Annotated in this window: 19 protein-coding genes; 4 read left to right on the forward strand and 15 right to left on the reverse strand. The window is 65.3% G+C overall.

The genetic code is table 11. The features are described 5' to 3' along the window. Window positions 1-42: 42 nt before the first annotated feature. From WCE05_RS03445 to WCE05_RS03470, 6 genes are all read right to left on the reverse strand, one after another. The gene (locus WCE05_RS03445; RefSeq protein WP_225788266.1) at window positions 43-696 is read right to left on the reverse strand and encodes an HAD family phosphatase; all 654 of its coding nucleotides are present in this window, start codon (window positions 694-696) and stop codon (window positions 43-45) included. Window positions 697-708: 12 nt separating this feature from the next. Further along, complete coding sequence (locus WCE05_RS03450) at window positions 709-1,698, reverse strand: ABC transporter ATP-binding protein (RefSeq protein ID WP_225788265.1); 990 nt, start codon at window positions 1,696-1,698, stop codon at window positions 709-711. After that, window positions 1,695-2,492 carry an ABC transporter permease gene (locus tag WCE05_RS03455; RefSeq protein ID WP_225788264.1) on the reverse strand — a complete coding sequence of 266 codons (798 nt, stop codon included), beginning with the start codon at window positions 2,490-2,492 and terminating at the stop codon, window positions 1,695-1,697. Before WCE05_RS03455 ends, WCE05_RS03450 begins: the two co-directional genes overlap by 4 nt. Then, a complete protein-coding gene (locus WCE05_RS03460) occupies window positions 2,482-3,321 on the reverse strand; it encodes an ABC transporter permease subunit (protein ID WP_225788263.1) in 840 nt (279 codons plus the stop codon). The genes WCE05_RS03455 and WCE05_RS03460 overlap by 11 nt, the downstream gene beginning before the upstream one ends. Further along, window positions 3,318-4,124: an alkaline phosphatase family protein gene (locus tag WCE05_RS03465; protein ID WP_225788262.1), complete on the reverse strand. Its 807-nt coding sequence runs from the start codon at window positions 4,122-4,124 to the stop codon at window positions 3,318-3,320. Before WCE05_RS03465 ends, WCE05_RS03460 begins: the two co-directional genes overlap by 4 nt. Window positions 4,125-4,285: 161 nt before the next feature. Further along, a complete protein-coding gene (locus tag WCE05_RS03470) occupies window positions 4,286-5,350 on the reverse strand; it encodes an ABC transporter substrate-binding protein (protein WP_225788261.1) in 1,065 nt (354 codons plus the stop codon). A gap of 324 nt (window positions 5,351-5,674) precedes the next feature. On the opposite strand from WCE05_RS03470, the gene WCE05_RS03475 reads away from it, so the two are divergent. Beyond that, the gene (locus WCE05_RS03475) at window positions 5,675-6,388 is read left to right on the forward strand and encodes a UTRA domain-containing protein (protein ID WP_225788260.1); all 714 of its coding nucleotides are present in this window, start codon (window positions 5,675-5,677) and stop codon (window positions 6,386-6,388) included. Between the two features lie 114 nt (window positions 6,389-6,502). Here WCE05_RS03475 and WCE05_RS03480 read toward each other — a convergent pair whose 3' ends face one another. The 7 genes from WCE05_RS03480 to minC form a co-directional block, all read right to left on the reverse strand. Then, the gene (locus tag WCE05_RS03480) at window positions 6,503-8,659 is read right to left on the reverse strand and encodes a mechanosensitive ion channel family protein (RefSeq protein WP_225788259.1); all 2,157 of its coding nucleotides are present in this window, start codon (window positions 8,657-8,659) and stop codon (window positions 6,503-6,505) included. A gap of 47 nt (window positions 8,660-8,706) precedes the next feature. Further along, window positions 8,707-8,871: a hypothetical protein gene (locus tag WCE05_RS03485; protein ID WP_225788258.1), complete on the reverse strand. Its 165-nt coding sequence runs from the start codon at window positions 8,869-8,871 to the stop codon at window positions 8,707-8,709. Window positions 8,872-9,016: 145 nt separating this feature from the next. Continuing rightward, window positions 9,017-10,306: a M18 family aminopeptidase gene (locus tag WCE05_RS03490; protein ID WP_225788257.1), complete on the reverse strand. Its 1,290-nt coding sequence runs from the start codon at window positions 10,304-10,306 to the stop codon at window positions 9,017-9,019. 99 nt (window positions 10,307-10,405) lie between these two features. Then, window positions 10,406-11,041: an RluA family pseudouridine synthase gene (locus WCE05_RS03495; protein ID WP_225788256.1), complete on the reverse strand. Its 636-nt coding sequence runs from the start codon at window positions 11,039-11,041 to the stop codon at window positions 10,406-10,408. A gap of 143 nt (window positions 11,042-11,184) precedes the next feature. Continuing rightward, a complete protein-coding gene (gene minE, locus WCE05_RS03500; protein WP_021782476.1) occupies window positions 11,185-11,439 on the reverse strand; it encodes a cell division topological specificity factor MinE in 255 nt (84 codons plus the stop codon). Window positions 11,440-11,442: 3 nt separating this feature from the next. After that, window positions 11,443-12,255: a septum site-determining protein MinD gene (gene minD, locus WCE05_RS03505; protein WP_225788255.1), complete on the reverse strand. Its 813-nt coding sequence runs from the start codon at window positions 12,253-12,255 to the stop codon at window positions 11,443-11,445. 95 nt (window positions 12,256-12,350) lie between these two features. Next, on the reverse strand, window positions 12,351-13,109 hold the full coding sequence (gene minC / locus WCE05_RS03510) for a septum site-determining protein MinC (RefSeq protein ID WP_225788254.1): 759 nt from the start codon (window positions 13,107-13,109) through the stop codon (window positions 12,351-12,353). 99 nt (window positions 13,110-13,208) lie between these two features. Between minC and WCE05_RS03515 the strand changes: the two genes are divergently transcribed. Together WCE05_RS03515 and WCE05_RS03520 are read left to right on the forward strand one after the other, a co-directional pair. Beyond that, complete coding sequence (locus WCE05_RS03515) at window positions 13,209-14,144, forward strand: lipid A biosynthesis lauroyl acyltransferase (RefSeq protein WP_225788253.1); 936 nt, start codon at window positions 13,209-13,211, stop codon at window positions 14,142-14,144. Window positions 14,145-14,249: 105 nt separating this feature from the next. Then, window positions 14,250-15,404 carry a patatin-like phospholipase family protein gene (locus tag WCE05_RS03520; RefSeq protein ID WP_253102429.1) on the forward strand — a complete coding sequence of 385 codons (1,155 nt, stop codon included), beginning with the start codon at window positions 14,250-14,252 and terminating at the stop codon, window positions 15,402-15,404. A gap of 56 nt (window positions 15,405-15,460) precedes the next feature. Here WCE05_RS03520 and WCE05_RS03525 read toward each other — a convergent pair whose 3' ends face one another. After that, window positions 15,461-16,276 carry a VacJ family lipoprotein gene (locus tag WCE05_RS03525; RefSeq protein ID WP_225788251.1) on the reverse strand — a complete coding sequence of 272 codons (816 nt, stop codon included), beginning with the start codon at window positions 16,274-16,276 and terminating at the stop codon, window positions 15,461-15,463. Then, the gene (locus tag WCE05_RS03530) at window positions 16,269-17,567 is read right to left on the reverse strand and encodes a serine/threonine protein kinase (protein WP_253167954.1); all 1,299 of its coding nucleotides are present in this window, start codon (window positions 17,565-17,567) and stop codon (window positions 16,269-16,271) included. The genes WCE05_RS03525 and WCE05_RS03530 overlap by 8 nt, the downstream gene beginning before the upstream one ends. A gap of 338 nt (window positions 17,568-17,905) precedes the next feature. Between WCE05_RS03530 and WCE05_RS03535 the strand changes: the two genes are divergently transcribed. After that, on the forward strand, window positions 17,906-18,754 hold the full coding sequence (locus tag WCE05_RS03535; protein ID WP_225788249.1) for a glycine betaine ABC transporter substrate-binding protein: 849 nt from the start codon (window positions 17,906-17,908) through the stop codon (window positions 18,752-18,754). Window positions 18,755-19,074 lie beyond the last annotated feature (320 nt).

Consider the following 19,074-nt stretch of genomic DNA (forward strand, 5'->3'; position numbering starts at 1 on the left):
ATTCGCGGCGGTCCAGCGCTCCGGCCCGCCGCGAATGGAGCCTCAGCTCCAGCTCAGGATCGGCCAGCCATTGATCTGGGCATGCTCGCGCAGCACTGGGTCCGGGTTCACCACGTGGGGGTGGTCCACCCTCAGCAGCAACGGCAGGTCATTGCGCGAGTCGGAATAGAAACTCGCTCCTTCCAGGTTCTCCTGCTCCTGGTCCAGCCACTCCAGCAAGCGGGTGATCTTGCCCTCGCGGTAGGTCAGCACGCCGTGGGTCTTGCCGGTGTATACGCCATTGACCGCTTCCAGCTCGATGGCCAGGTACTCCTCGACCCCGAGCCGCGCGGCGATAGGGCCGACCAGGTGGGTGCCGGAGGCGGAGATGATCAGGATGCGGTCACCCAAGCGGCGGTGCTCGGCGATGCAGCGGCAGGCATCGCCATAGATGATCGGCTCGATCACGTCCTCGACCCAGGGCTCGACCAGGTGCTCCACCTCTTCCAGGGTGCGCCCGGCGATCGGCTCCAGGCTGAACGCCATGTAGTCCTCCATCTGCAGGTGGCCCTTGCCGTAGGCCTCCATCAGCTCATGGTCGCGGCGCAGGAATTCCTTGCCATCGACCCAGCCCAGGCGGGCCATCTGCTCGCTCCACAGCGATGCACAGTCGCCGTGGATGAGAGTTTCGTCCAGATCGAAAATTGCCAATGCCATTGCGTTAGTCTCCTAGGCCACTTCTCGTAGCGCCGTGGGGTCGATCGACAAGCCTACCTGCTGCCCGTCGGCATGCAGGTCGGCGGACGAGCGATTGAGCACGTCCACCACCAGTTCCACGCCACGAACCTCGACCCGGTAGCGGATCACGTTGCCCAGCAGGCTGTGGCTGCGTACGTAGCCTTGCAGCTCGCCGCCCGCGCCCAGGCTGATGGCCTCCGGGCGGATCGCCAGGCGGCTGGCCACCGGGCGTTGCAGCAGGCGGCTGGCACTGTCGGGGTCGAGCAGGTTGTAGTTGCCGATGAAGCCTGCGGCGAACAGGTCCACAGGTGCGGTGTAGAGCGTCTCGGCATCGCCGCTCTGGACGATGCGCCCTTGGTTCATCAGGAAGATGCGGTCGGACATCGTCAGCGCTTCTTCCTGGTCGTGGGTAACGAAGATGGTGGTCAACCCCAGCTCGCGCTGGATGGCGCGGATCTGTTCGCGCAGGTGCTTGCGGATGCGCGCATCCAGGGCCGACAACGGCTCGTCGAGCAGCAGCAGGCGCGGCCGGGTCACCAGCGAGCGGGCCAGGGCCACGCGCTGGCACTGGCCGCCCGACAACTGATGCGGGTAGCGTTCGGCGAAACTGCCCAGCTCCACCAGCTCCAGGGCCTCGCGTACCCGCGCCTGGCTTTCGCCGGCCTTGATCTTCTGCATGCGCAGGCCGAAGGCGACGTTCTGTTCCACGGTCATGTTGGGGAACAGCGCATAGCTCTGGAACACCATGCCGACTCCACGCTTCTGCGGGCTGAGTGGCACCAGGTCGTGGCCATCGAGGAGGATCTGGCCGCTGTCCACCGGGGTGAGCCCGGCAATGCAGCGCAGCAGGGTGGACTTGCCGCAGCCGGAGGGGCCGAGCAGGGTGACGAATTCGCCGCGCTCGATCTGGCAGTCGATGTCGTGGAACACCGGGTTGCCGGCATAGCGCTTGTGCAGTTTGCGGATGCTGACGAAGCTCATCGTTGCGATTTGTCCTTGTTCAGGCGGTTGGCGACCCAGGTCAGCGCCAGCACGAAGGCGAAGTAGGATATTACCAGCGCGCTGTTGAAGTGGCCGCTGCTGTTGCGCATGTTGTTCAGGTACACCTGCAAGGTCTCGTAGCGGGTACCCACCAGCAGGTTGGCGAAGACGAATTCGCCGAACAGGAACGAGAACGACAGCAGCAGCGCCACCATCAGGCCCTTGCGCAGGTTCGGCAGCACCACCAGCAATGCCGCCTGCCAGGTGCTGGCGCCGAGCAACTGGGCGGCGTCCATCAGGTCGCGCAGGTTGATCGCCTGGAGGTTGTTGGTGATGGCCCGGTACATGAACGGCAGGGCGATGGTGAAGTAGCAGCCGATGAGGATCCACGGCGTGCCGACCATGGCCATCGGGCCGCTGCCATACAACTGCAGCAGGCCCACCGAGGACACCACCGGCGGTACCGCGAAGGGCAGCAGGATGAGGATGTTCATCAGTGCATCCAGGCGCGGGAAGTGGTAGTGCACCACGAACAGCAGCGGCAGGATCAACAGCACCGACAGCACCAGGGCCGCGACGCACACCAGCAGTGACTGGCCGAAGGCGGCGAGGAAGCGCGGTTCGCTCCACAGCGCCAGGTACCACTTGAAGGTCAGGCCGCTGGGCAGCAGGCTCGCCGACCAACTGGTGGCCAGGGAGTAGAGCAGGGTGCCGGCCAGCGGCAGCAGCAGGATGAGAAACAGCAGGTACACCACCATCCGGTGGTAGAGGCTGCCGCGGGGTTCAGCGCGCATGGTAGCTCCTTCTCAGCAGCCATTGGTGGACCACCGTGACCAGGGTCATCAGCCCCACCAGCACCATGGCCAGGGCGCTGGCCAGGTTCGGGTCTAGGGTGATGTCGCCGGCCACCAGGGCGGCGATGCGGATCGGCAGCACGTTGAAATTGCCGGTGGTCAGGGCGTAGACCGTGGCGTAGGCGCCCAGGGCATTGGCCAGGAGGATGACGAAGGTGCCCAGCAGCGCCGGGGTCAGCACCGGCAGGCCGATGTGTCGCCAGTACTGCCAGTGGCTGGCACCGAGCAGCGCGGCGGATTCGCGCCAGTCTTCGCGCAGGGCGTCGAAGGCCGGGTAGAGCAGCAGCACGCCCAGCGGGATCTGGAAGTAGGTGTAGACCAGGATCAGCCCGCTCTTGGAGTAGATGCTGAAGTCCTCCAGCAGGCCGACCTGCTTGAGCAGCAGGGTCAGGGCACCGTTGAAGCCCAGCAGGATGATGAAGGCGAAGGCCAGCGGCACCCCGGAGAAGTTGCTGGTCATGTTGGCGAAGGCGCTGACGAAGTCGCGCAGCTTCGAGTCGACCTGGCGCAGGGAGTAGGCGCCCAGGGTGGCGATCACGATGCCGAACAGGCTCGACCAGAAGCTGATTTCCAGGCTGCGTTGCAGCGCCTGCAGGTAGAACTTCGAGGCGAAGATCCGGCTGAAGTTGTCCAACCCCCAGCCGCTTTCGCCTTGCAGGCTATGGAGGGCGACCCAGCCCAGCGGGGCGATCTGGAAGATCACGAAGAACACGGCGAACGGCAACAGGCAGAGCAGGGCGAGGTAGCGGCCTCGAGGGCGGGCATTCACTTGAGCAGCTCCCGGCACAGCGATTTGTCGTGGGGGGCTCCGAGCAGTTCGCAGAGGGTGCCGCACAGCTCGGTCTGCAGGGGCTTGGCAGCCGGGTCAAGGCTGAATGCGTCGCCGAAGACGAACAGCGGCACCTCCCGTTCCTCGGCCAGCAGGCCGTTGTGCGAGCGATCGTTGTTCATGCCGTGGTCGGCGGTGACCAGCACCTGGTAGCCCTCTTCCAGCCAGCGTGGCAGGTAGTCGGCCAGGAGGATGTCGGCCGTGCGCGCGGCATTGCGGTACTGGGCGCTGTCCAACCCATGGCGATGGCCGGCGTCGTCGATGTTCATCGGGTGCACCAGCAGGAAGTTCGGGGCATGGCGGCGGCGCAGGTACTCGGCGTCGGCCAGCAGGTGCGAGTCGGGGTAGTGGTCGGCGTAGTAGAACAGGCCGTGCTGGATCGGCAGCTTCGGCGCGTGGGTGTGGCGGTCGCGCAGCGGGTCGAACGGCGAGCGGTTGTACAGCTCGCTGATCCAGTGGTAAGCCGCCGCCGCGGTACCCAGCCCGGCTTCGCGGGCATAGTGGAACACGCTGCGTTGGGTGGACAGGCGGTTGATGTTGTTGTGCACGATGCCGCTGTCGATCGGTGCGACACCGGTGAGGATGCATTCGTACAACGGCCGGGACAGTGCCGGCAGTTCGCACTCCAGGCGGTACAGGGCGGCGCGGTCGGCCTCGACGTAGGCATGCAGGTGGCCCATGGCATGGTGGGCCACCTGGTGGTTGAGGCCGTCGAGCAGGACCAGGATGACGTTGTGTTGCATGGGGGGCTCCGTTCAGCGGCAAGCTACAAGCGGCAAGTAAAAGCAGGGCGTGCGATGGGCCGCTTTTTTCGCACGGCTTGAAGCTGCGGTCTTCAAGCGGCAGGAAGAAGCGGGTCTATGCACGGCCCGCTTTTACTTGCCGCTTGCAGCTTGCAGCCGCCTCATTCCATCTCGATGATCACTTGCTCCTGCCACATCTGCGGCAGTTTCTTCGAGGTCGCTTCCCAGGCCTCGGCGTTCTTGATCGGCTGGGCGGCGGCGTACTGGTCGTTGGGCAGCAGCTTGGCCTGTACCTCGGCCGGCAGCTTCAGGTGCTCGGCGCGGATCGGGCGGGCGTGGCCGATGGCCAGGTTGGTCTGCCCGGCATCGCTGAAGATGTACTCGCGCGCCAGCTTGGCGGCGTTGGGGTGCTTGGCGTACTTGTTGATGAGCGTGGTGTAGCCGGAAATCACCGAGCCGTCGGACGGGATCAGCACCTCGAAGCGCTTGGGATCTATCTGTTCACGATAGCTCAGGCCGTTGAAGTCCCACACCACGCCAACCTCCACCTCGCCCTTCTCCAGGGTCTGGATGGTCGGGTTGGCCAGCGACAGGCGCTTCTGCTGGGCCAGCTTGGTGAACAGCTGCAGGCCAGGGGCGATGTTGCTTTCGTCGCCCTTGTAGGCGATGGCGGCGGCCAGCACGCCATTGGCGGCCTGGGCGGCGGTGCCGACGTCACCGATGGCGACCTTGTACTTGCCTTTTTCCAGGTCGTGCCAGGTTTTCGGGCGTTCGTCTTCCTTGACCAGGTCTTTGTTGATGATGAAGGCGATGGTGCCGGTATAGGCCAGGGCCCAATGGCCATCCTTGTCCTTGGCCCAGGCTGGGACCTGGTCCCAGGTGCTCGGCTTGTACGGCTGGGTCACGCCCTTGGCGACGGCGATCGGGCCGAAGGCGGCGCCGACGTCACCGATGTCGGCGCTGGCGTTGTCCTTCTCGGCCTCGAACTTGGCGATTTCCTGGGCCGAACTCATGTCGGTGTCGCTGTGCTTGAGGCCGTACTTGCTGGCCAGGTCTGCCCAGGTGTCTTTCCAGTTGGCCCAGGCATCCGGCATGCCCACGCTGTTGACCGCGCCTTCCTTGCGGGCGGCCTCTTCCAGGGCCTTGAGGTCGGTATCGGCGGCCATGGCCGAGGTGCACAGGGCGATGGCCGAGCCGAGCAGTGACGCCATGAAGAACTTTTTCATCCGAAGCTCCTTTGGTGGGGGCCTTGCAGTCGTCAGGGAGAAAACCTTGCGTGCGAACCTTTGGTCTAGGTCAGCAAACCTTGAGCCAAGGTAGGCCCGTTGCGTGACAGTTTGATGTAAGCGCCTCGCTGGCCCGGTATGCCAGCGACCTTGGAACTACAGCGTAGACCAGATCGAAGGCCTTGATTCCCAAGGCCTGGTTCGGTTCTGGCAAGGGGCTTGGGGATGCCTTTGTCACAGGATGTTCATCGGCCGTGCCTAGGCTTGCACTATTCTCCAACTGCCCTGTTCTGGGGCTGGACTAGTCCAGATAGGTAACCATCGATGCAGTCGACGCCACCGCGCGCGGTAACAGCCATCTGCCATGCCTTGCAGGAGCAGATCGAACACGGCCTGCTGGCGCCAGGCGGCAAGCTGCCGGCCGAACGCAAGCTCAGCGAGGTGTTCGACACCACCCGCATCACCCTGCGTGAGGCGTTGGTGCAACTGGAGGCCCAGGGCCTGATCTATCGCGAGGAGCGGCGGGGCTGGTTCGTCGCCCCGCAGCGGCTGACCTACGACCTGATCGAACGCAGCCACTTCCACGCCATGGTCCGCGACCAGGGGCGGGTGCCGAGCACCGAGCTGTTGTCAGCGCGCCTGCAGCCGGCTTCGGCGGCCATCTGCGCGCGATTGCGCCTGCCAGCGTTGTCCAGCGTGGTGCGCATCTGCCGGCTGCGGCGCATCGATGGGCGGGCGGTGCTGTATGCCGAGCACTATCTCGACCCGCGCTACTTCCCCGGGATTCTTGAACAGGACCTGAGCCAGTCGCTGACCGAGATCTATGGCCGGGCGTACGGCATCGCCTATGGCCAGGTGTGCTTCGAGATCCTGCCGACGGCCCTGCCGGTGGCGGCGGCCAGTGCCTTGAAAGTGTCGGTCGGCAGCCCGGGGTTGCATATCACCCGGGTCAACAGTGACCAGCATGGGCACCTGATCGATTGCGACCTGGAGTATTGGCGACATGATGCGATCCGCATCCGGGCGCAGGCGGGGTAGGGAAGGGGCTGCCTTGCAGCACATCGCCGGCAAGCCGGCTCCCACACGTTCGGCGCCGACCTCAAGGGCCGTGTGGTTCCTGTGGGCTTACCGGCGATGGGGCGCGAAGCGGCCCTAGCTGCCGGCACCTGCGGCCTCGCTCATTGCGCCGCCGCCGGCCGTCACCACCTGCACCGACAAGCGCGGCGTCGCCAGGTCCAGCCCGGCCTCGTCCAACTGCCGCTTGAGCGCCAGGTTGAACGCCCGCGACACTTCCCACTGCTTGATCGGTGCGGTCTTGAACCGCGCTCGCAGGATCGCCGACCCTGACTCGAAGCTCTCCACCCCCTGCAGCTCCAGCGGCGACCAGATGTTGCGGCGCATCAGCGGGTCGTTGCGCAGTTTCTGCCCCACGTCGCGAATCAGCGTGATGGCCTGGTCGATGTTCATGCTGTGGGGGATGGCCACGCGGAAGATGGCGTAGCCGAACTCCCGCGAGTAGTTCTTGATGCTCTTGATCTCGCTGAACGGAATGGTGTGCACGATGCCGTCGATGTCTCGCAGGCGCACGGTGCGGATGGTCAGGCCTTCGACGGTACCCAGGTGGCCGCCGACGTCCACGTAGTCGTCGATGGCCAGGGAGTCTTCGATGATGATGAACAGGCCGGTGATCAGGTCGGCCACCAGCGACTGCGCACCGAAGCCGATGGCCAGGCCGATGACGCCGGCACCGGCGAGCAGGGGCGTGACGTTCATGCCCATGTTGGCCAGGGCGACGATCACCGCGATGATGAAAATGGCCACGAACATCACGTTGCGGATCAGCGGCATCATCGTTTGCGCCCGGGCATTGGCCATGCCCCGGCGCGACCGCACCAGGGCATGGTGCACGGCGGTGTCGGCGAGGATCCACACCAGCCAGGCGACGATCAGCGTACCGGCCAGGCCCAACAGGCGCAGGCTGACCTCATGCCCCTCGCCCTCGGCGAAGTCGATCATCGACAGGCCCCAGACCCGCAGGCCCAGCTCGATGAACACCAGCCAGATGAACAGGTGCACCAGGGCATAGCCGAAGTTGCGCAGGCGCTCGGCATACACTGCCTGGCGCCGGCTGGCCCGCTTGGGATTGTTGGCCTGGCGGCGCACCAGGCCGTTGAGCACCATGCACACCACCACCAGCACCGTGCACATCAGCGACTGGCGCAGGGCCGTGCTGGTGTCGCCGGCGGAGACGAAGGTGGCGAACAGCGAGATGGCCACCAGGATCAGCGCCGGCACGAACCAGAAGCTGCCGAGGATCTCGATGGTATCGCTGAGGGTGCGACGGGTCAGGCGCCGGGACAGGGGCTGGTTGCGGATCAGGTGGGCGATCGGCCGGCGGAAGCGCAGGATGAACAGCCCGGTGCACAGCGCCGCCAGGACGTTGGCCAGGGTCGCCAGGGAATGTGCCAGGTGGCTGCCCAGCGCGGTAGTCATGCGCGGGTCGCTCATCGCCTCGCCGAAGGCGGCGAAGCTACCGATCAGCCACAAGGGGCGGAACGCCTGGCGGCGCAGGATGTACAAGGCACGGTGGCGGTGCGGGCCGTCCAGCAGGGAGAAGGCGATCACGCAGATCGCCGAGAAGCAGGTGCCGACCACCAGGGCATAGGCCAGGACCATGGCCAGCGACTTGCCGAGTGACGGCGGCAGGGCGAAGCTCAAGTACACGGTGAACACCAGGGCCACCAGCCATGGCCCGAGCTTGCGCAGGGCGAAGCGCACCAGGTCCCAGGTGCGCGGGTGTTGCGGCAGTTCCTCGGTCAGGCCGAAGCGCAGGCGCACCCGGTGGCCGATCCAGTTGAACAGGTAGGCCAGCAGGCTCCACACCGCGATGATCGCGGCGAAGCCGAACAGGATCGTCGGCCATTGGTGTACCGGCACCACCAGCGCGGTCAGTTCCGACTGGGCCTGGTCGATCTCCAGGGACCAGCGGCGGAATGGGCTGGCATCGCCGCTGAACTGTTTTTCCAGGTCATGCAGGGCGCCGCCGATCAACCCGAGCACGCCCTGTTCGGCGGGCGGTTGCGATTGCCGGGTGGCGTCGCGCAGCTTCTTCAGGTCGCTCAGCAGCTTGGTCCGCTGCTGGTCGTTCTCCAGGGTCTTGATCACCTCGTCCAGCGACTTGCCCAGCGGCTCGGTGGCTTCGGGCTGCGCTGGCGCGCTAGAGCCGAGCAGACCGGGCAGGCCAGCGGCCTGCACCGGGGCGATGAACAGGAACAGCAGCAGGGTCAGGCAACGCAGGAGGGCAGGCACCGGGAAATCTACCTCAGGTCAAACGATTGCCCGAGTGTAGAGGTTTCTCAGGCCAGTTTCTCGAGGATCTTCCAGCACATGATGCCGATCATGCCGAGGGTGCCGATCCACATCATCAGCACGCCGATGTTGCGCTCGCGCAGGCTGAAGCCGATGGTCAGCAGAAGCAGGCCAGCGAAGACCGGCAGGAACAGGGAAAGGAACGGCGACATGGACAGGGATCCTTCTGTATGGGGGGCCATGTCCTAAGCATAGCGGTTTGGCTTGCCGGGAGGATTGATCGAGGGCAGGTAGGAGGCTGCTGTGCGGCTTGGGCTGGCCTGTTTGCGGGCAGGCCAGCCCAGGCACCGTGATGCTTCAGGGCAACTCGCGGCTACGGTAGAACGCCGTCAGCACCTTCACCAGGTGCGCCAGGTCGTGACTGCCGCACAGCTCGCGGATCGAGTGCATGGCGAAGGTCGGCAGGCCGATGTCGACCGTGCGCACGCCCAGGTGGCTGGCGGTGATCGGGCCGATGGTCGAGCCGCAGCCCATGTCGCTGCGCACCACGAAGCTCTGCACCGGTACCTCTTCGGCCATGCACAGGTGGCGGAAGAAGCCCGCGGTCTCGCTGTTGGTGGCGTAGCGCTGGTTGGTGTTGACCTTGATCACCGGCCCGGCGTTGAGCTTGGGCCCATGGTTGCCGTCGTGCTTGTCGGCGTAGTTGGGGTGCACGCCATGGGCGTTGTCGGCCGAGACCAGCAGCGAGCGCTGGATGGTGCGTACGTAGTCGTCGCCGTCCGGCAGCAGGCGCTGCAGGGTCTGCTCGAGCATCGGGCCGTCGGCGCCGCAGGCCGAGCACGAGCCGACTTCCTCATGGTCGTTGCACACCAGCACGCAGGTCTCGTCGCTGTCGGCGGCCAGCAGCGCCTGCAGGCCGGCGTAGCACGACAGCAGGTTGTCCAGGCGGGCACCGGCGATGAAGTCGCCGTTCAGGCCGACCAGTGCGGCGTCCTGGGTGTCGTAGAAGCTCAGCTCGTAGTCCAGCACCACATCGGCGTTGAGCTGGTGCTCGCGGGCCAGTTGCTCGGTGAGCAGGGCGCGGAAATCGACTCGCTCGTCGCCGGCGACCTGGGCGAGGATCGGCGGCAGTTCGTGCTGCGGGTTGATCGCCCAGCCTTCGTTGGCGGTACGGTTGAGGTGGATGGCCAGGTTGGGAATGATCGCGATCGGCAGCTTGAAGTCCACCAACTGGCTCTCGACCTTGCCATCGCGGCGGAAGGTGACCCGCCCGGCCAGCGACAGGTCGCGGTCGAACCAAGGCGCCAGCAGTGCACCCCCATAGACTTCCACGCCCAGTTGCAGGAAACCCTGGCGCTGCAGCTCGGGTTGTGGCTTGACCCGCAGGCACGGGCTGTCGGTGTGGGCGCCGACCATGCGGATGCCACCCAGCAGCGGTGAATGCTTGCCGAGCTTGATGGCGATGATCGAGGAGTCGTTGCGGGTCACGTAATAGCGCCCGCCGGGCACCGTGGCCCAGCTGTCACGCTCGTCCAGGCGCTGGTAACCAGCGGCCTCCAGGCGCAGGGCGAGGCTCGCGGTGGCATGGAAGGGCGTGGGGGAGGCCTTGAGGAAATCGATCAGGCCGGCATTCAGGGAATCGCGCATAACTCACTCCAACAAATCGAGCTGCAAGCTTCAAGCTTCAAGCAAGAGCGCCCACCGGAGCAAGCACCAACGCGATCCGCTCTGGTTTTTTCTTGCAGCTTAAAAAGGTGCCGGGCACTCGAATTTCAATCGTTCACCGGAAACCGGGTGGGTAAAGCCCAGCATGCTCGCATGCAGGCACAGCCGCTCATGAGCCGCCAAGGCCTCGGGGTTGGCATACAGACGGTCGCCCAGCAACGGGTGCCCGATCGACAGCATGTGCACGCGCAACTGGTGCGAGCGCCCGGTGATCGGGGTCAGCTCGACCCGGCAATGGTCGCCGCAGCGCTCGAGGATGCGCCAGAAGGTCAGGGCATGCTTGCCCTGCTCGTGATCCACCACATGGCGCGGCTTGGTCGGCGGGTCGTAGCGCAGGGGCAGGTCGATGCTGCCACTGTCCAGCGCCGGCTGCCCCCAGCACAGGGCGGTGTAGGCTTTCTCGGTCTCGCGGTCGTGGAACTGGCGCGACAGCTCGCGATGGCTGTCGGCATCGCGGGCCAGCAGGATGATCCCGGATGTCTCCCAGTCCAGGCGGTGGACGATCAGGGCGTCGGGGTAGCCGTTCTCCTGCAGGCGGGTGATCAGGCAGTCCTTGTTGTCCTCGGCACGGCCCGGCACCGACAGCAGCAGGGTCGGCTTGTTGACCACCAGGATGGCGGCGTCCTCGTGGAGGATCTGGATGTTCGACAGCGGCATTGTCGCAGGTTCTCTAAAGCACTGTGGGAGCGGGCTTGCCCACGAACGGGCCGGTAGGCGCCGTGGAGGATGGCGCCGGTACCGGCCCGTTCGCGGCACAAGGCCGCTCCCACAGGGATCGCGGTGTGCCCGGAAGCGCTGGATCAGCGGTCGGGCAGGGTGATGTTCAGCTCGAGGATCGAGCAACTGCCCTGGTTCTCCAGCTCGATGTGCACGTCGTCGTTGCCGATGTTCACATACTTGCGGATCACTTCGAGCAGTTCTTTTTGCAGGGCTGGCAGGTAGTCCGGCTCGCTGCGCTGGCCTCGCTCGTGCGCCACGATGATCTGTAGACGCTCTTTCGCTACCGACGCGCTGCTCTGTTTCTGTCTGCCACGAAAGAAGTCAAAAAGGTTCATGGTTTATTTGCCTCCAAACAGGCGCGCGAAGAATCCTTGCTTCTGCACATCGATGAACCGCAGTGGCTTCTCTTTACCCAGCAGACGGTCGACCGTGTCGCTATACGCCTGGCCGGCATCGCTCTGGTCATCCAGGATGACCGGGATGCCCTGGTTGGAGGCCTTGAGTACGGCCTGGGATTCGGGGATCACGCCCTTGAGTTTGATGGCCAGGATCTCCTCGACATCGGCGATGCTGAGCATCTCGCCCTTGCTGACGCGCTCGGGGTGGTAACGGGTGATCAACAGGTGTTCCTTGATCGGCTCCTCGCCGTTCTCGGAGCGGCGCGACTTGCTCGAGAGGATGCCCAGCATGCGGTCGGAGTCGCGTACCGAGGAAACTTCCGGGTTGGTCACGACGATCGCTTCGTCGGCGAAGTACATGGCCAGGTGGGCGCCTTTCTCGATACCTGCCGGGGAGTCGCAAATCACGTAGTCGAAGGTTTCCTTCAGTTCCATCAGGACCTTCTCGACGCCTTCCTGGGTCAGCGCGTCCTTGTCGCGGGTCTGGCTGGCGGCCAGGACGTAGAGGTTCTCCAGGCGCTTGTCCTTGATCAGGGCTTGCTGCAGGTTGGCCTCGCCGTTGACGACGTTGACGAAGTCGTACACCACGCGGCGCTCGCAGCCCATGATCAGGTCGAGGTTACGCAGGCCGACGTCGAAGTCGACGATGACTGTCTTGTAGCCACGCAGTGCGAGGCCGGTACCGATAGCGGCGCTGGTGGTGGTCTTGCCCACGCCCCCCTTGCCGGAAGTAACCACGAGAATCTTGGCCAAGGTGTTTCACCCCTAAATAAACGGGACGCGAGTCCCTGCAAATACGAAAAACGGCAACAGCAAAAAAGTTGCGCTAAAAATGGCGGCAGTATCCGTTAAAGACGGGTGATGTTCAACACATCGCCAGACAGGCTGACCTGCACGCCGGCCCCCCACAACGGGTCGCGGCGCAGGTCTTCGCAGACCTTGTACTGGCCGGCGATGGACACCAGTTCCGCAGTCATCTGCTGGCAGAAGATACGCGCCCGGGTATTGCCCTTGATGCCGGCCAGGGCGCGGCCACGCATGGCGCCGTACACATGGATGTTGCCATCGGCGAGAAGTTCCGCACCCGGGCTGACCGAAGCGGTCACCACCAGGTCGCCGCCCTGGGCGTAGATCTGCTGGCCGCCGCGCACTGGCGAGGTGATGATGCGCGTGGGGCGCACCTCGGGCTCCGGCGCTGCCGGGGGGGCTGGCGCGGGCTCGGGCTTCTTCACCTCGGGTTCGGGCTCCAGCGGCCGCTCGCGGGCACCGGAAGGCGGCAGCACCGGCAGGTCGATGGCGATCGCCGCGGCGATGTCCTCGATGCGGTTGGCGCGGATCGCCAGGGTGCGCAGGCCGTGATGGCGACAGATGCGCATCAGCCCGGGCAGGTCGATCGCCCCTTCGCCGGCCGGCAGCTTGTCCAGGGCCAGCACCAGCGGCGTGTTGCTGAAGAAATTGGGGGCCTGGGCCACTTTCGCCGCCAGTTGCAGGTCGAGGGCTTCGAGGTCGTTGCGCGCGAGTTCCAGCACGGTGATGGCAAGCATGCTGCCCTTGAGCTGGAACACGGAGGCGATATCGGGTGTCTGGTTGAGGCTCATGGTCTGCATAGACGGCTTGTTGCGGAAAAAGTGCCCTGACTTATAGCGATAAGACCCGTTGGCCGCAACCGATGTAGAATGCCCACCTTTGTCTTTCCGGAAGCTTCAATGGAACGCCCGCGTTTTCGTCCCTCTTTCCTTCACCCGCGATTCTGGGGCCTGTGGCTGGGGCTCGGCCTGCTGTGGCTGGTGGCCCAGTTGCCGTACCGCGCCCTGCTGTGGCTCGGCCGTGCCCTGGGCGCGCTGATGTACCGGGTGGCCGGCGAGCGTCGGCGTATCGCCGCCCGCAACCTGGAGCTGTGTTTTCCTGAACTGTCCGGCGACGAACGGCAGCGTTTGCTGAAGGAAAACTTCGCCTCCACCGGCATCGCCTTCTTCGAGATGGCCATGAGCTGGTGGTGGCCCAAGGCCAGGCTGGCACGCCTGGCCCACATCGAAGGGCTGGAGCACCTGCAGGATGCCCAGCGCGAAGGGCAGGGCGCGATCCTCATGGCCGTGCACTTCACCACCCTGGAGATCGGCGCCGCGCTCCTGGGTCAGGCCCATACCATCGACGGCATGTACCGCGAGCATGGCAACCCGGTGTTCGACTACATCCAGCGCAGCGGCCGCGAGCGCCATAACCTCGACTCCCTGGCGGTGGAGCGCGAGGACGTACGCGGCATGCTCAAGCTGCTGCGCGCCGGCCGGGCGATCTGGTACGCCCCGGACCAGGACTACGGCGCCAAGCAGAGCCTGTTCGTGCCGTTGTTCGGCATTCCGGCAGCGACGGTCACCGCCACCACCAAGTTCGCCCGCCTGGGCAAGGCTCGGGTGATTCCCTTCACCCAGAAGCGCCTGGAAGACGGCAGCGGCTACCGCCTGGTGATCCACCCGCCGCTGGCGGACTTCCCCGGCGAGAGCGAAGAGGCCGATTGCCTGCGGATCAACCAATGGGTCGAAAGCGTGCTGCGCGAGTGCCCCGAGCAGTACCTGTGGGCGCACCGGCGCTTCAAGTCGCGACCGCCAGGGGAGGCGCGGCTGTATGACAAGAAGAAGCGTTGAGATGCGTGGCCTGCGCCGGCGATGGGGCGCGAAGCGGCCCTAAATGGCAGTTGAGCGTCATGGCTGACTGGCTTCGGTACTGACACCCCACCAGGGAGGCATTCGATGGCTTCACCCCCCACCACCGGCCTGATTCTCTCCGGCGGCGGTGCCCGCGCCGCCTACCAGGTCGGTGTGCTGGCCGGCATCGCCGAGCTGCTGCCAGCCGGTGCGGCCAACCCCTTCCCGGTGATCGTCGGCACCTCGGCAGGTGCCATCAATGCCGTGACCCTGGCCAGTGGCGCCACCCGTTTCACTGAGGCGGTTCAGCGGCTCACCGCCTTCTGGCAGCACTTTCGCAGCCACCTGGTGCTGCGCAGCGACTGGCCCGGGGTGATCCGCCAGGCCAGCCGCTTCGTCAGCCACAACCTGCTGGGCCTGGGGGGCCAGGTGCCGGTGGCCCTGCTCGACAGCAGCCCGCTGCGCTCGCTGCTGCAGTCGCACCTGGACCTGGACGGCATCACCCATGCCCTGGCCGCCGGGCAACTGCGGGCTGTCGCCATCACCGCGTTTGGCTACGAGTCCGGCCAGGCGGTGACGTTCTACCAGGGCCGTGGCGCCATCGAGCCCTGGCTGCGCCACCGGCGTATCGGCCTGCCGACGGCCCTGACCATCGAGCACCTGCTGGCCAGCGCGGCGATCCCGCTGCTGTTCGCCCCGGTCAAGCTCGGCGAGGAGTACTTCGGCGACGGTGCGGTGCGCCAGTCGGCACCGATCAGCCCGGCGCTGCACCTGGGCGCCAGCCGCGTGCTGGTGGTCGGGGTCAGCGGCAACCCACAGCGGCCCGCGCCTCCCTTGCCGACCCAGCGGGTCTTCAGCGGCCAGCAACCGAGCCTGGCGCAGATCGGTGGGCACATGCTCAACAGCACCTTCATCGACAGCCTGGAGGACGATATCGAGCTGCTCCAGCGCCTGAACCACCTGAGCCACCTGTTGCCGGCCCACCTCGACGCCCGACGCCTGGGGCTGGCGCCGATCGAGGTGCTGGTGGTGGCGCCCAGCCAGCCGCTGGACGAGATCGCCGCGCGGCATCGGCGCGAGCTGCCGGCGGCGTTGCGCCTGTTCCTGCGTGGGCCGGGCGCGACCCGTACCAGCGGGGCAGGGGTGCTCAGCTACCTGCTGTTCGAGGCCAGCTATTGCAGCGAATTGATCGAACTGGGGCGCAAGGATGCCCTGGCCAAGCGACGGGAGCTGTGCCAGTTCCTGGGGCTGGCGGGGTAGCTGCCGGGCCAGCGGCCTTGAGGCCGCTTCACGCCCCAGGCGAACAGGGCGGCGCCTTACTCGGCGATCTGCAGCTTCCTCGCCTGGGTATACACGTACCGCACCTTCTCGTACTCGAACGGCGAGTTGAGCTGCCCATAGCGGAAGTTGGTCGTGTAGCGCTTGTCCACCGCGCGCAACACGGTGATCTCCGGGTGGTCGCTGCTGGCCTCGGCCACATTGAGGAAGTTGGCCTCCTGCTCGCCCACGTAGTCCACCACCAGCCCGGCGGTATCGCGCAGGTTCGACGGCCCGAGGATCGGCAGCATGATGTACGGTCCGTTGGGGACGCCATAGAAGCCCAGGGTCTGGCCGAAGTCCTCGCTCTGCCGTGGCAGGCCCATCTTCGTGGCTGGGTCCCATAGCCCGCCGACGCCGATGATGGTGTTGAACATCAGCCGTGCGGTGATTTCCGCCGAGCGCTTGCCCTTGAGCTGCAGCAGGCTGTTGAACAAGTTGGGCACGTCGCCCAGGTTGTTGAAGAAGTTGCTCACCCCCGTGCGCACGAAGCGCGGGGTGACATAGCGGTAGCCGTCCACCACCGGCAGCATCACCCACTGGTCGAAGCGGTAGTTGAAGTGGTAGATGCGCCGGTTCATCGACTCCAGCGGGTCATAGACGTTCAGTGCGGTCAGGGTCGAGCGCTCGAACTCGCGCTGGTCGAGCCCGGGGTTGAACTTCAGCTCGCGCAGTGGATCGAGGAAGCCGTCGGTTTCCACGGCCGGTGTGTCGATCGGGTCGGCCTCGACCACGCTGGTCCGTGGCGCGGTCTCCGCCGCCAGGGCATTGCCGGCGGCGAACAGGGCGGTGACGAGCAGCAGTTTGTTAACCACGGAAGAACTCCAGCATGGCGTCGCTGTTGACGCGGTAGTTGAGGTTGCCGCAATGGCCGCCATGGGGGTACAGGGTCAGGCGATCGCCGAACACCCTGCGCAGAAAGCCGATGTCGCCGGGGCCGAGGATGACATCGTCGGCGTTGTGCATCACGGCGATCTTCGTGCTCTGGCGCAGGTAGTCCTCCAGGGCGTAGAGGCTGGCCTGGTCGATCAGTTGCAGGATGCTGCCGCCGTCGGTGCGGGCGCGCCACATGGGGATCACCTGCTCGGTCATGTAGCACTCGAAATCACACTGCAAGGCACGCTTGAAGAACGGCGTGAGGCTGCTACCCTCGGTGATCGGGTACTTCGGCGGGGTGATCAGCCCACGACGGTTGATCAGGTCGGAGGTGAAGGCGATGTCGGCCGCCGAGAAACGGAACGAGGTGCCGATCAGCATGGCCATCTGTTCGTTGGACAGGTGTTGACGGGACTTCTGGAAGTCGTAGAGCAAGGCTTCGTTGAGGTCGATGTAGCCCTTTTCCTGGAAGTAGAGCGTGAGCTTTTCCAGCATCAGCTCGTAGAAGGTGGTGCTGCGGTCGATGCCCCTGACCCGCGTCTGCACCAGCTTGTCCAGGTTGCTGACCGAGGTGTACAGGTTGACCGGTGGGTTGAGCAGCAGCACACGCTTGAAGTTGAAGCTGCGCCGGGTTTCGTCCAGGTGGCTGACGAAGGCGGCGTCGAGGGCGCCGAGGCTGTAGCCGGTGAGGTTGAAATCGCTGACCGGCAGGCGCGGATGCTGGGCACGCACGGCCTGCATGACCCGGTACAGGTCCTCGGCATCCTCGCTGCTGATGCCAGGGGTGGCGAAGCGCGAGGCGGCGCTCATGAAGTCCCAGCTGGTGGGCGACGACAATTGCACCACGTGGTAGCCGGCCTGGTAGAACAGCTTCTTCAGGTATTCGTTGATGGTGCTGGTGTAGGGCGCGCCGGTGCCGGCGATGATGAAGATCAGCGGCGCCTCGCGGTCCTGGCGGGCCAGGCGGTACTTGAGCTTTTTCACCGGCCAGAAGTTGGCCGGTAGGTTGAAGGTTCGCTCCGGGCGCAGGTTCAGGCTGTAGTCGGCCTGGGTGATGTCCTCGTCGCTGGGCAGGGTAGGGCGTTGGTCCGGCGGCGTGGTGGCGATGGTCGCCTCGAACGGGTTGGTCAAGGGGTAGCCGTAGCTGGCGGCGTCGATATCCCGCGCCGAGGCGGCCGCAGCCAGGAGCAGGCCGCCGAGCAGGGCGGCGAGGCGCAAGGGTCGAAGCATGAATTCCCCCAAAGAGATCGGCAAGGCGAAGCGATGACGAGCCTAGGACCGCAACGAACAGGGCAAAGTTGCCCATCGCCCCGCCATTTGTTGCACCAGATGTTGCCGCGAAGGTCTACGGCGCGGCAATGCTCGTTCTGTGGAACATAGCGCAAAGTGATGATTTTGCCTGGGCAGCGGGCCGCAGGCATGCAAGGATCGCGCAGGCTGGCGGGGCGATCTGGCGTTAATGGCGAAATGCTGTCGCTTACTGTTCGGTGAAGGTCGCTGACAGAGCAGGTCGCCTCGTGTGGCAGGTTGATGATGCAGTTTCCGAGACCTGACGAGGGGATGCTTTGATGAAAATGCGACGTTTCCTGGGCGTGGGGACAGCCCTGGTATTGGCCATGAGCGCTGCGCAGGCGATGGCCAAGCAAGTGAGCATAGGTTACGTGGATGGTTGGTCCGACAGCGTGGCGACCACCTTCGTGGCCGCCGAAGTGATCAAGCAGAAACTCGGTTATGACGTGGACCTCAAGCCCGTCGCCACCGGCATCATGTGGCAGGGCGTGGCCACCGGCAAGCTCGACGCCATGCTGTCGGCCTGGCTGCCGGTGACCCACGGCGAATACTGGGCCAAGAACAAGGACAAGGTGGTCGACTACGGCCCCAACTTCACGGATGCCAAGATCGGCCTGATCGTGCCCGAGTACGTCAAGGCCGCCAGTATCGGCGACCTCAAGACCGATGACAGCTTCAAGCACAAGATCGTCGGCATCGACGCCGGCTCCGGCGTGATGCTCAAGACCGACCAGGCGATCAAGGACTACGCCCTGGACGGCTACAAGCTGCAGGCCAGCTCCGGTGCGGCGATGACCGCCGAGCTCGGGCGTGCCTATGCCAAGCAGCAGTCCATCGCCGTGACCGGCTGGGTGCCGCACTGGATGTTCGCCAAGTGGAAGCTCAAGTTCCTCGAAGACCCACAGGGCGTGTATGGCGCTGCCGAGACGGTCAACAGCATCGGCAGCAAGGAATTGGCGAGCAAGGCACCGGAAGTGGTCGAGTTCCTCAAGAACTTCCACTGGCAGTCCAAGGACGAGATCGGCGAGGTGATGCTGGCGATCCAGGAAGGCGCCAAGCCCGAGGCGGCGGCCAAGGACTGGGTGGCCAAGCACCCGGAGCGGGTGAAGGCGTGGACCGGCAAGTGATCGGCTGGTATTGAGCGATCATCCAGGGCCGCTTCGCGCCCATCGCCGGCAAGCCGGCTCCCACAGGGACCGAGTCGACCACATATGATGCGGTTTGCAGGGGCCATGTGGGAGCCGGCTTGCCGGCGATGGGGCGCGAAGCGGCCCCGGCATGACAAAGCCCTACCTGGCCGGCCTTGGGCCTTGCTGTGCCCCCCAGGTTGTTACCGATCCTGCAAAACAGTTTCTCATCTAAGACTAAGGTCGTCTGGTTGGTGTCCATCGGCAGCATAAAGTAAGGGCGGGTTCTCCCTTATTTGTGTTGCTGCTAGGACAAAAAC

The sequence above is a fragment of the Pseudomonas sp. I2 genome (assembly GCF_040984075.1).
Taxonomy (GTDB): domain Bacteria; phylum Pseudomonadota; class Gammaproteobacteria; order Pseudomonadales; family Pseudomonadaceae; genus Aquipseudomonas; species Aquipseudomonas guariconensis_B.

Coding starts and splice junctions, on each gene's coding strand:
- WCE05_RS03475 (WP_225788260.1), top strand. CDS start 5,675: ATGCAGTCGACGCCACCGCGCGCGGTAACAGCCATCTGCCATGCCTTG.
- WCE05_RS03445 (WP_225788266.1), bottom strand. CDS start 696: ATGGCATTGGCAATTTTCGATCTGGACGAAACTCTCATCCACGGCGAC.
- WCE05_RS03490 (WP_225788257.1), bottom strand. CDS start 10,306: ATGCGCGATTCCCTGAATGCCGGCCTGATCGATTTCCTCAAGGCCTCC.
- WCE05_RS03530 (WP_253167954.1), bottom strand. CDS start 17,567: ATGCTTCGACCCTTGCGCCTCGCCGCCCTGCTCGGCGGCCTGCTCCTG.
- WCE05_RS03495 (WP_225788256.1), bottom strand. CDS start 11,041: ATGCCGCTGTCGAACATCCAGATCCTCCACGAGGACGCCGCCATCCTG.
- WCE05_RS03485 (WP_225788258.1), bottom strand. CDS start 8,871: ATGTCGCCGTTCCTTTCCCTGTTCCTGCCGGTCTTCGCTGGCCTGCTT.
- WCE05_RS03515 (WP_225788253.1), top strand. CDS start 13,209: ATGGAACGCCCGCGTTTTCGTCCCTCTTTCCTTCACCCGCGATTCTGG.
- WCE05_RS03465 (WP_225788262.1), bottom strand. CDS start 4,124: ATGCAACACAACGTCATCCTGGTCCTGCTCGACGGCCTCAACCACCAG.
- WCE05_RS03520 (WP_253102429.1), top strand. CDS start 14,250: ATGGCTTCACCCCCCACCACCGGCCTGATTCTCTCCGGCGGCGGTGCC.
- minE (WP_021782476.1), bottom strand. CDS start 11,439: ATGAACCTTTTTGACTTCTTTCGTGGCAGACAGAAACAGAGCAGCGCG.
- WCE05_RS03470 (WP_225788261.1), bottom strand. CDS start 5,350: ATGAAAAAGTTCTTCATGGCGTCACTGCTCGGCTCGGCCATCGCCCTG.
- minC (WP_225788254.1), bottom strand. CDS start 13,109: ATGCAGACCATGAGCCTCAACCAGACACCCGATATCGCCTCCGTGTTC.
- WCE05_RS03450 (WP_225788265.1), bottom strand. CDS start 1,698: ATGAGCTTCGTCAGCATCCGCAAACTGCACAAGCGCTATGCCGGCAAC.
- WCE05_RS03455 (WP_225788264.1), bottom strand. CDS start 2,492: ATGCGCGCTGAACCCCGCGGCAGCCTCTACCACCGGATGGTGGTGTAC.
- WCE05_RS03535 (WP_225788249.1), top strand. CDS start 17,906: ATGAAAATGCGACGTTTCCTGGGCGTGGGGACAGCCCTGGTATTGGCC.